7 protein-coding genes are annotated in these 11,561 nt (G+C 63.3%); all 7 read right to left on the reverse strand.

Annotated features, from left to right (window positions below; translation table 11 throughout):
• Positions 1-8 precede the first annotated feature (8 nt).
• A complete protein-coding gene (locus E8D38_RS09380) occupies positions 9-329 on the reverse strand; it encodes a nitrile hydratase subunit alpha (RefSeq protein WP_219851697.1) in 321 nt (106 codons plus the stop codon).
• A 133-nt stretch (positions 330-462) separates the two neighbouring features.
• Positions 463-3,273 (reverse strand): ATP-binding protein, encoded by a 2,811-nt coding sequence (locus E8D38_RS09385; RefSeq protein WP_140628337.1) that lies wholly within the window; start codon positions 3,271-3,273, stop codon positions 463-465.
• Between the two features lie 3 nt (positions 3,274-3,276).
• Positions 3,277-5,043, reverse strand: a complete 1,767-nt coding sequence (locus tag E8D38_RS09390) for an Hsp70 family protein (protein WP_246099415.1) — start codon at positions 5,041-5,043, stop codon at positions 3,277-3,279.
• A 50-nt stretch (positions 5,044-5,093) separates the two neighbouring features.
• Complete coding sequence (locus E8D38_RS09395; RefSeq protein WP_140628347.1) at positions 5,094-6,560, reverse strand: hypothetical protein; 1,467 nt, start codon at positions 6,558-6,560, stop codon at positions 5,094-5,096.
• 10 nt (positions 6,561-6,570) lie between these two features.
• Positions 6,571-9,453 (reverse strand): DUF1156 domain-containing protein, encoded by a 2,883-nt coding sequence (locus E8D38_RS09400; protein WP_140628350.1) that lies wholly within the window; start codon positions 9,451-9,453, stop codon positions 6,571-6,573.
• The gene (locus tag E8D38_RS09405) at positions 9,450-10,175 is read right to left on the reverse strand and encodes a retron system putative HNH endonuclease (protein ID WP_140628353.1); all 726 of its coding nucleotides are present in this window, start codon (positions 10,173-10,175) and stop codon (positions 9,450-9,452) included. The genes E8D38_RS09400 and E8D38_RS09405 overlap by 4 nt, the downstream gene beginning before the upstream one ends.
• Complete coding sequence (locus E8D38_RS09410; RefSeq protein ID WP_140628355.1) at positions 10,172-11,536, reverse strand: AAA family ATPase; 1,365 nt, start codon at positions 11,534-11,536, stop codon at positions 10,172-10,174. Before E8D38_RS09410 ends, E8D38_RS09405 begins: the two co-directional genes overlap by 4 nt.
• Positions 11,537-11,561 lie beyond the last annotated feature (25 nt).

The raw sequence follows: 11,561 nt of genomic DNA on the forward strand, positions 1-11,561 counted from the left end.
GAATCCCATTAGCAAATGATCGACGGCAGAATCAGCTGCGTTCCCGCGCGAGCAACTTCAAGCATCTCAGAACGCGTAAGCGTTTGGGCGACCGGAGGAGACGGGATAATGAAATGAAGCCGTGGCATTTCATCAGCAACAAACACGTATTCCACACCAGGGTTGACCTGAATACCCTCGGCTTGGAGAACGGCCTTTGGATCGGCGAGCAAGGCAGCCTTGAATCCCGGGTCTTGCCAGCATTTCAGCACTATGGCAGCCATCTGCTCTCGAATGCGAGCTTTCTGTGTGCCCAGCGGTTCACCCGGGACAAGCATGTTATGCGGCATGTTGAGCTCCCATGTTTGGACGAGCCACAGTAGTTTGTGTAAACGAACATGTCAAGCTGGCGCAACCGCGTCACGTCATGCAGATTGATGACCCGCAAGTCATAAGGCCCCATCGAGGCGTTCGACTCTCCCTTCATTCCTCGAACTCCGCCGACGAAAACTTCAGCACCGAAGCGTTCTCCTTCGCTGCCCGTTGGGTCGCGTCATCAAATACGCCGCCGCCTGCGTCGGCCTCGATCTCCACCCGAAGCTGAACGCTGACCCCAGGCTTCGTAGTGAACAGCATGACAAGCTCATCGTAGAGGTCGTTGAAGCCTTTCTTTCCCAGCACGGGATCCAACGTCGTTGACGCGTAGAAGCGTCGCTTGACCGAAGAGGGCGTCGGAGGCTGTGCGTTGGAGCCGTTCTCCACGCTCGGCGGGGTCACCGGCGGCGGCACCACAGCCCCACCGCCCCCAGGTATTGGTGACGTAGGGCTTCGCTCTCGAACCGAGTTCGCAAACGATGCAGCCGCGGAAGGCTCGATTAGCAACAGCGAGCTGTCCAGGATCGGCGTCGTGCGATTTCCGTAGACAAAACCGACGAAGCCGTCACTGTCCTTGCCCTGCGCCAGACCAAAGAAGTCGCGACTTTCGGCGCCAGCCGCCAGCGTGCTCTGGAACACGCGATCATCCCGCAGGCGTGGCAGATAGAGCTGGTGGCAGGTCTGCTGCCATACACCCAGTGCGCCGACGTCCGTCTGTTCCGGCTTCCAGAACCAGTTGCGCAGCACCGTGGCGAGATGAACGGGCGCCCACGCCCCAATCACCAGTTCGTTCTCCTTCAGCACACGATCGAGCTCATCACCGAAGTTCGCCGTGCCTGGGTTGAGGGCGAAGTGCTCCCACTGCACATCTGAAATGCCCTTGCCGGGCCGCGCCTCCTGAGAGGGCGCCAGAAGCCACTTATAGGCCTCACGGATCGTCCTACGCACGGTGTCAACCGCCTCTCCCAGGCTGCGCTCGGCCTGCCGCGCTTGGAGTTGGTCGAGGTTCAGCCGCAGATCCTTCACGTCATTGACGATGGACTGCCAGGCCAGCATCGAGCGGACTTGGTCCTTCAGGCGAGACACGGTCTCGAAGTCGGCCGCGACGAAGAGCACCCGGTTCTGCTTGAATCGTGGCTGGTCGCCACGGCCTTTTAGGATCTCGGTCGCACGATCAATCGCCAGGCTCTGCCCACTGCGGCTGAATGCCGCGTCAGGGGGCAGAACGACCAAGCGAAGCATCCAATCGTCGGGCACGTCGGCACTTGGCGTGAACACGTGCACCGCATCGAATGAGGCGCTCGTGATGCTGCGCTGCAGCCGATCGCGGACGGAAGGGAAGACGTCCTCCTTGTCCTGGAACCGGCGTTTCCGGTCCTCCATCTCACGCCTCAGATTCGCGCGCACGTCGAACCAGAAGCGGTTGTTGCCGCTGTTCAGGTACTGAAGCCTATCGCCCAGGCGCCGCAAGGCATCTTTGAACAGGCTCGGCTGCTGTCCGGGCTGAGCGACGCCCAGGACAACGCGCTCTAGCTCAATGCCACGCACAACTTGACCACCATTGGTCGGCGCGCTCCCAAGAAAGATGGCGCGTGCAGCTCGGCGACATGCTTGCACGCTGCCCAAGCGCGGATCGCGACGCTCGATCTCGGTCGTCTCGGCACGCTCGCCGTCAATGTCCTTCTCCAGTACCGGGTCCCACCCCTGCGGCAGGTAGTAGATCGCCTCGTTCCGGACATCGGCGTCGTACAACGGCAAGCTGCCGGGCATGATCAGCAGGTCGGTGTTGTTGGCATTCCAAAGCCGGTGGATGACCTTGGCCATCAACTTCAGCACGCCTCGCGTGCGCTGGAAGTTGTCGAGGGACGACCAGTCCTCGTACAAGCGGTCGAACACCTCCGGATGGATCGGGTACGCCGACAGCAGACGGTCGTGGTACCTGGATTCCTGTGTCTCGTGCGGGAAGTCGTGCGCGTGACCAACGTACAGGTCCGCGAACGCACGGCACACCTCCTCTGCCGCTAGTTGGTCGCCAATGGAGGCAAACAGTCGGCGGCGGACGATCTCGAATGCTTCGCTGGACGACACCGGCTTCCACAGCGCCTGCACGCGACCGAAGTAGTGGGCCAGAGCGCCCAACGCCTTGACCCCTCGCTGGCTTCCCGCCTCCTTGTCAGACTCCGGCAGGGAAGCCAGAAGGATGGCCGTCGGCACTGCCTTCAGGGCCTCTGTGAGTGCCTGGATGAAGCTCAGGTTCGAGTCGAAACTGCCGCCGCTGAGAGCCTTGCCCTCCTCGAACTGGCGGATGTAGGCAACCAGCTCGTCGATCAGGATCACGCAAGGCGCATACCTCGACAGCAATTGCTCCAGCACCGCCTTGCCGGGCGAGGTGCCAGACTGATCGGCATCACGCACCAGCTCATAGGCCTCAGCCTTGCCCAGTTGCCAGGCCAGTTCGCCCCACAAGGTCTTCACGGCTAGGCCGTCATAAACCGCAGGCTGATTCGGCGACTGGCGGATGCCGTCGAGCACGACGATACGGGCAGGCTGTAGGTCGACGATGCCCGCGCTCTCCAGGATGGCCGGGATTCCTTGCAGGTTTGTCGCCGGCACTGCGCCCTTGGCCAGGTGGTATACGGCCAGCATCGTGTGCGTCTTGCCGCCACCAAATGCTGTCTGCAGCTGGATGACCGGATCGCCGCCCTTGCCAGCCAGGCGCTTGACCACGGAGTCGAGCAGCAGCCGCATGCCCTCAGTAATGAACGTGCGCTGGAAGAACAGCGCGGCGTCCTGGTACTCGGCCGACGCGGTCTTGTCATGCACGCGTGACAGATCCGCCGCGAACTCGGCTTGCTGGAAAGTGCCCTTCAGCACGTCCGAATGCGGAACGGCGACTTCACGCCACGGCTTCAATCCCATTTCTCAACTCCCCGAGATGCGCAAGTTCCCGGCCACATAGCCGTGGTGCCGTGAACCGCCGCCACCGAAAGTTGGTGGTGCTGTCAGCGTTTCCGGCATCGTCTCTGCTGCGCCGCCGATGGCCACGGCCAGCTGCGGATACACCGCCTCCAGCTCAACCGGCATGTCGTTCATCCACTGCGGCCGCGGATCGACAGCCTGGCGCAGGATGCGGTGCCCCTTGACGTCGATCGGGCCCTTACCAAGGACTTGCATCATCGGCAGCGGCGAGCTGCCGCCGGTCAGCACCACGTGCAAGCGCACACCATCCATCGCCAGCCATCGCAGCCATGTTTCGTCGACAGCGTCCAGCGACTTCTTGAAGCCGGCCTCCACCGCCTGGGCGAAACGCATCACCTTGTCGTCCGCCAGAAAGTCGTCGAGCTTCACCTCGCCCACGGTGCCGTCTGCCAGGGCGTACTCGAGCTTGCCCGTCTTGAACAGCGTCTCCTTCAGGCCGCGGATCCGACGATTCAGGTCCGCCAGGATCAAGCGGCCCGAGTTGTCGCTCAGGTCGATGGACTCCCGCTGCGCGATGTATCCACGCAGCAGCCCGTCCACCTTGTCGCCAGCCTGCATCAGGCCGTGGATCGACGCGGGCACCTGAAAAACGCGGATCTCGCCGTCCTCCGGCCGGTGGGTCGAGATGAACAGGCCGAAGTCAGTCGTGCCGGCGCCGACGTCAACCACCATGAAGGCGTCGCGCAGGTTCTCGCTATCGGCGATCGCACCGGCGGCCACAGCCACCGGCTCTGGCACGCCGTCATCGATGAGGTATTCGGGCCGCTTGCCCACGGCCTTGATCTGCTCGACAGCCGACTTCAGTTCGCCAACCGGGATACCGCCAGCCCAGCGATCGCTGAAGGTGTCGGCCAGGATCTGCGCTTCGGCCAGCATGCTGCGCATCAGTCCGTCCGCCCACTTCGCCTGCGCCGCATCCGGCCAGCACGGACGGGCGAATCGGCGCTTGGCATACCGCGGTTCCTTCACGCTCTGAAAGGCGAGCGAACGCTCGGCCACGTCCGTCAGGTAGGCGAGATAGATGCGGATCAGGTCGCCTTCTGTTAGGCGAAAGCCCGTAGGGTTCATCGCGGGCTTGAGGACGCAGGCCTCGCCGTCGAGGTTGCCTTCCCTGCGCAGGCTCAGCCAGCCCTTGATCGAGTCCAGCCGCTCGCGACCGGAGTCCACCAGGTCCTGGCTCTGCTCGATCGCTTCGAAGCCGAAGTAGGCCTTGCCATCGTCACCAATGAACACCGAGGAGGGCAGCGTATAGCCCTGCCGGCCAGCCTCGGTGCCCAGCTCCAGGTCGAGGTACTTGTCGGGGAAAACGGTCGCGAAGGCCTTCGACATCGCAGTTCCGAAGTCGAGGCACAACAGCACTTCAGGATCGGTGACCTCCTCGCGCTCGATGGAACCCAACGCGAGCGAAACCTGCGGCAGCGAAGCAATCTTCGGCGTTGAAGTCGTCTTGTCCTCGATGTTCACCGAGGTCGGTGCATTCGGAATCGGAGATGTCCCGTTGCCGCCGGTCACCGCAGCCGAAGCTGGGCTGGGCGCATTCGCCACCGGTTCCGCAGCCGCCGACGCATCGGCGTCGCCACCTGCCTGCAGCGCAAGCAACGCCAGCTGCAGCGCCTTGCGCTCCAGCGACGATACGGCACCAATAACCTGGTCGCGTTCGATGCGCTCCATCAGGCTCGCAATCAATATCGCAGCAGTGTTCTTGTCCAAAGTTCCCTCCTCGACGACTTGTCAGCGATCGGGCCGAAGTGGCCCGCGATTCACTCCACCAATCCCTTGGTCACCACGTCTCCCAGGCCACCATCTGCACGCTTGCGCACGATGGCAGGCTGCTTGACAACCATGCGCTGCCGCGGCGAACCTCCGACGACGGTGAAGAACTTGGTCGACATCTCGACCTCCTCCCCCGGCACGCCGTACAGGTCCAGTCCCCGCAGCGCGGCAGCCTGCTCCACCTGGATGGCCAGCGCCTGCACGCCATCCAACAAGGCCTGCGTGGACGGTGCCAGCGCGGGGTCGTAGATCTCGAGGTTCGACACCAGCGGATCTCGCAGCCCATCGCGAAGCTTGCGGGCCTGGCGCGCGGCCTGTAGCGCGAGCCCGATACTCTCGTCGGCATTGCTGGCAGCGGCCTCCACGGCGGAACTGCTGGCTTGCCGCACCGGCCGCACCCGGCCGTGTTCCAGCCAGTCACGCACCTCTTCGTTCAGCTCGGGATGTCGGGCGGCGAGTTCACGGGCCACCGCGCGGGCCCGCTCAGGGTGGTTGCACAGCACCTCCAGCTGCGCAAGCAGGGCTTGATCACGCTGCCCCTGTCGACCCAGAAGTAGAAGCGCCTCGCTTACGTCAGTAATCAGCCTATCCAGCGGCTTCTGGAGCTCGTTGGGCCAGGAGCCCCCGCCCACCAGTCGTCGACAGTAATCCACTACCCGGTACATCGTTGGATCCGCGACGACCGAGATGCGCGTACGGACGATGTCGTGGACAAGAAGCAGCGCTTGCCGGCACAGGTCCACCTGTGCCTTGTCTTCCTGCGGTTTGCCAACCGCCATCAGCGGGGCACTGACCCACTCGTACAGCGCGATGCCTAGCTCGTCGCCAGCCTCGAGCTCGCTCTCGAGCAGTGCCTCCCGAATGGCCTCGATGGCCGAAGCAAGTCTCCGCGCCATCGTGTCACCAGGTGCCTGCGTGTCGGGTCGGTACGCTTCAAAGGCTTTCGCGAGACGGCGCAGCACTTCGGCGAGGCTGCCCGAACCGGCCATCAAAGCCGACACCAGCTCGAGGCGTGCCTTGTCCGCCGATGCCTCCTCGGCAATGGCTCGGGCCTGGTAGTCCGGCAGCCATGGCGCTGACATCTGGGCACAGGCGCGCGCTAAGTTGAGCCGGTCGTCCCCCTTAGCCAGCAGCTGCATATTCGGCAAGGGCTCGGAGAAGGCAGGGCGCAATTGCTCCACCATCTCAGGCGCCCAGCGCTTGACGATCTGCACTAGGCGGATGCACTCGGCGATCGCAAGCAGTCGATGACCGGGCTCCGAGGCCGTAAGCGCCTGCTGTAGCAAGTGGCGTCGGCCGGCAGCGACTGCCGGATCCTCGTATTGCTTAGGCAGAAACTTGGTCGTGCTGAGCGTCGACAGGGCTTCGTATCGATCCTCCGGCGATGCAGCCGGATCGGCGAACCTCGCCAGGGCCGATACCGCCTCCGAACTGCTTAAGGTATTGGTCGCCATGCGCTGCCCCTCACATGTCCAGCGAGGTTTGGGTACCCACGGGGCCCGCATCCTGCGCGGCCGACTCGATGCCTGCCCATGAACCGATCAGCTCGTTGTAGGCCCGCGCATCCTCGGCCTTGCCCTGCCGTTCGCACAGCGTGTACAGGCGATAGGCCAATGCACGGATGGGCTCAGCGCGCGCTGGCATGCGCGCGAGCAGCGCGCCGGCGGCCGACTCGCCGCCCTTGGCGAGCGCACCGATCAGCTGATGCAGAGCCTCCCAGATCGGCGTCCGGGTGTCAGCTTCAGGCGACCAGTCGGCCGGCATCTCGGCCCAGCGGAGAAGGCGCAGATCGCCACCCGCGCTCTCCACCACGCCCGACACGCGCAGACCTTCCACACTCGTGCCCTTGGCACGGGCCAGCACGTCAGCCTCGCCGAACTTTCCCGATGCCCAGCCACGATGCTCGAACCAGGCCAGGCAGAACTGGGTATCGTGGTCGAAGTCGTCTTCGGCCAAGAAGCGGTTGATCAGCTGCAACGCGGTCTTCACGCTCATCTTGCTGCCGTCGGCTTCCAGTACGGCGCCATACTGACTGAAGATGGCCATGCCAGGGCCGATGATGGCTTGACTTAGGTCCACCGGCGCCACGGGAGAATTGACGCCGCCGCGCGTCATCTCGTCCAGCGCGTCCGGGAGCGCGGCGTTCAGCTCGCGAATGAAGGCCCGGCGGCCGATGGTGGGTGCGTCGTTGGCGCGTTGGCGGCAGACCAGCACGATGCTGGATGCCAAGGCGTTGGAACCGATGCCCCGTGACCGTGCACTACGCTCGGTGCGCATGGGCCACGTACCTGTCACCGCAAAGCCTGCATCCAGGACCGCCTGCAGAAAGGTTTCCCAGCCAGTGCTGGACGTTCCGGACTCAACTTCGGTCTCGCTCTGCTTGAATGCATAGTAGATGGATACCGGAAAGGCGGGGTGCGCCTTTTCGGCCAGGTTGTGCATTGCCTGGGTCATTCCATCAAGAAAGAACGCTTCTGCCTCCTCAGTGCCGCCGTGGCGGTAAGGAGTAGCCACAAGTTCGTCGGCCTTTGGCACAGCCACCGTGGCGTACAGATTCGCGTAGATGGGTTTCAGGCTCCTGCGCAGCCAGACGTAGAAGAAGTCGGACAAGTCGGCATAGCCGATGTTGTCGTAATAAGGCGGATCGGTTGAGACCACCTTTGCTGCAGAGACGCTTTGAAGCTGCGCGCTGTCCTGCACAGCTGTGCCTTGGTATCGGACCTCCAGCCTATCCAGCACACGGCACATACTTCCCACTGTGGTCACGAAATCCCCGGCAGCATCGGAGAAAACGGAAGATTCGGCGAAGTCCCAGACCATCGGAATCGCTTGCCGGCGGAAAAGATGCTGCGTCTGATCAGCGCTCGGCCCCCATTGGCAAAGCGCGTTTTGCGCATCTGCTAGGCGACTCACCGCCAGTCCGAGGTAGACACCAACGGCTTCGGCGTAGGCAGTCGCGGCTTGTCCACCCGACTCCAAAGACAGGCCATCATCAGCAATTCCAGCGGCCAGAGAATCTGAACGGCAGCAGGCGATGACGTCATGCACTAGATCGGAGAAGGTACTTAGCGCGACGAGTTGGCGCGCGGTGAACAGGTCACTCCACTGCGCCATGCCGTAGTTTCCAACGCGGAATCCGAGGGCTTGCTGCAGGAACGCAACGTCCGGCTTCCACGTAGGCGTCGCATTCGCCGCGACGGTTTCGTGTTCGACAGTTGGTGTCAGATAGACGCGCCCGCGCTTCCCCTCGGCCACGATGGCCATCAACCGCGCACCCATGCGGCCGGCCTGACCCTCAGCCTTGATGTAGTCACCACTAATTGGCGCGCCCGACAAGAGGCAGAGGAAGTTGGCTCCGCGCCCTCCAGCTTTGGTTCCTGCTTCCGCAGCCTCGCCCGGTTTACCCATCCGCACGGTGAAGCGGTAGTCGCCCCCCGTAACCAGCGGCTGCACATACGCCTGCTTGCCTTCCTTGCTAGACAGCACGAAGCTTGAGACCAGAGGCACCGCCACGTCAGCAAACGCCGGATTGGGGCTCTTAACCGTGCGCGCCCACAGCCATGCTATGACGGTGAGTCTCTCGCCCAGGTAGGGCTTCAGGTCCGGCCGCTCGGCCACCATCTCCGCCGTCACCTCGATCTTCGGGTACAGGTGTCCGATACGCTTGTAGGCCTCGGCGCGCATCCAGGCGCCGTAGCGTCGAACGTCCTCGGCCAGGCCGCGCGCACCGCTCCAGTCCTCACCGAACTTACCCTGCTTGTCGCCCTCCAGGCGAGGCCCCACCGGTGCGCGGCCAGCGAACTTGGGCGGAATCTCGATCATCGCCTTGTTGATCGTCACTGCCACCGGGTTCAGGTCGCTAGCCCAGCTCTCCAGGCCCAGCCTCTGCGCTTCCAGCGGCAGCGCACCGCCTCCAGCAAAGGGGTCGTGGAAGGCCGGCAGCTTGTCCGGGTTGAACAGATCGGCGGCCTGCGGATGGCCCCTGTTCAGCCGGCAAGTCTCGACCCAGCTCTCGCGGATAGCGGCGCGGGCGCGCTCGAGCACCGCCTCGTTGTTTGTGTTCTCCCACTGCACCAGGTCTTCGATGATCTTGAACAGCTCTTCGCGTTTGGCGTCGGCCTGGATCTTTGTCATGCCCGCAAAGTAGCCGCGCTCGCCGCCTGGGTCATTCACCATCTGCGCAAAGATCACCGCCCTCGCCGCGGCGAGCGGCCGACGCGCCCACCACAGGTGCAGCGTGCTCGGATGACCGTGGCGGATGGATTTCTCACGCGCCGACGCCGTATTGATCACGTCCAGGGGCAACGCCACCTCGATGAGCTTTTTGGGAGACTTGACAGGGGTCATACGAGAGCGGGGGCGTGCGCCTGCAAGGCGGCTTCAGCTGCGGCGCCGAAGAACTGGCGGGTGAGGGAGAAAAAACGGCTTAGCTTGCCGTTCACGGGGACAAGGTCGACGGCGGCCAGGTCAGGAAGGCTCCAGTTCTTCTGGCGATGCTCTTCGTACAGCGCGTCCAGTTCGTCCCACCATTGGCGACGACGGGTCAATAGGAAAGGGCTGTTGAGGTTGAGGATGTCGATGGTGTACTGCGCCTGGTCTTGTTCTGCCGGATTCAACCCCAACGAGGGAACAACCCGCCCATCGGACAAGAAGGCAAAGTAACGGCGGCAGTCAGGCCGATGACACGACACGAAGCGCAGCATGTCGCAGGCAGACTGCTTACCGGGTGCATGGCCGCCAAACACGACGTAGCCTTGCGCTTTGAAGGCCTGCAAGTCCTGGGCGCTATCGAGTGCACTCGCGGCAAGGTTCGCATAGTCGAAGGTACGCGGCGGGTTCTGGCTTTTGTTCTCGACGTGCTCGATGTGGTAGCCCAGGCCCTCCTCGTCAGCCCGCAGCTCGCTATAGCAGCAAAGCTGGAACTGCTCATCAAGCAGGCACTGCAAGACAGCTGGTTTGTGCCCGAACGAGCCCCAGCGGCTGGTGGCTTGTTGATGCGTCTGAGGCGGATTGGTGTGGGCTTGGCCTAGGTGGTACCCGCCGCCGCCCTGCTTCTGGATGCTCCTCATTGCTTCAGCGCCTCTTGACGCTGAATGCTGCGCTGCAGTCGCTGCAGTTGGGGGTGCTGTACGCCCAGAATGTCCGTCAGGCGCTGCAGGAGAGCACGAGCCTCTGTCTCCTGGTAACGCCCCTGGTCCACCCACTCCGTAAGGCGCTGCAGATCGGCCTTCTCCGCGACAGGCGGCTGGGGATCGACGAGCATCACACTGTGGAGCACGTCGCCGCTCGGTTCGCCATAGGTCATCGCTAGCGGCGGCACGGCGACGACCTTGCCCCTGCTGTCTTGCCCGATCACCCGGATGTTCTCGCGCTTCACGGTGCTAAGCACCTGCGGACTATGTGTGGTCACGATGAATTGCGTGTTCCGGAAGGTCTGCATCAGGTCGGTCAACACGCGTTGCTGCCAGGATGGATGCAGATGCAAGTCCACCTCGTCAATCAGAGCGATAGCGGGGAGGTCCAGCGGATTCATGACCTGCATGCCGTTGGGCAGCAGCCTGCTGTTGGCCTGCGCCATGCGGCGCGCTAAGTCCATCGTTAGGCCCAGCACCACCCGATAGCCGTCGCTGAGTTGGCTGATGCGCAGCGTTCGAGTGGTCCCGTCCGGCATCCTGCGGTCGATAACGAAGCGAAGTGGGCCGACCTCGGTGCGGGGCCTGCTGAAGCCTTCCGGCAGCAAGCGCACGATGGCCGTACGTACAGCGCTCAACTCGGGATGCTGGAAGTCAAAGTCGCGCCGCGTCTCCCGCTCGCGGCGTTCGACGTCCTCCATCGCATTGAACCACTCGAACGCAGCACGGAACCGAGAGTTCGGATCGAGCGCTCCGAAGAGCGCATCGAAGCGGGAGAAGTTCTTTCTGAAGCCGCGGCGGCGCTGCACCTCTTCGCGAATCGCGCGGTTGGTGCCGTAGTAGGCGATGACTGGAAGGAAGTAGGGCTGCTGGTCGGCCTCGGCCTGGACAAGACCCAGCGTGAAGTCGTCCAGCTCTTTCAGCCCGCGGTTAAGCAGGGCTTCATGCTCCTCGGACAGCACCTTCTTGATGGTGGCAGCACCGACAGCACCATCGCGTTTACGACCAGTGGCCCATACAACAGGCACTTCGTCACGCGTGCGGGCCTCCCACGCCAGCATCATGAAAGGCTCTCGGCGCTCGCCGTCTGCAACTCGAAGATCAGTGTCCTTGGTCGTGAGGCCGCCAATCCCCGGCAGCTTGGTGAGGTAGCGTCCGAAGCCGATCGCGATCGCGTCCAGCACAGCGGTCTTGCCGGCGCCGTTCTCGGCAATGATGACCGTGAGCCGCTTGCCGAAGTCGATGGTCAGATCCTCAAAGCATCGGAAATTGCGAAGGTGAAGGTGTTCTAGTCTCATGTCCCGGCTCCGGATAACATGGCCG

It is taken from the genome of Methylibium rhizosphaerae, from assembly GCF_006386545.1.
Taxonomy (GTDB): domain Bacteria; phylum Pseudomonadota; class Gammaproteobacteria; order Burkholderiales; family Burkholderiaceae_C; genus Pseudorivibacter; species Pseudorivibacter rhizosphaerae.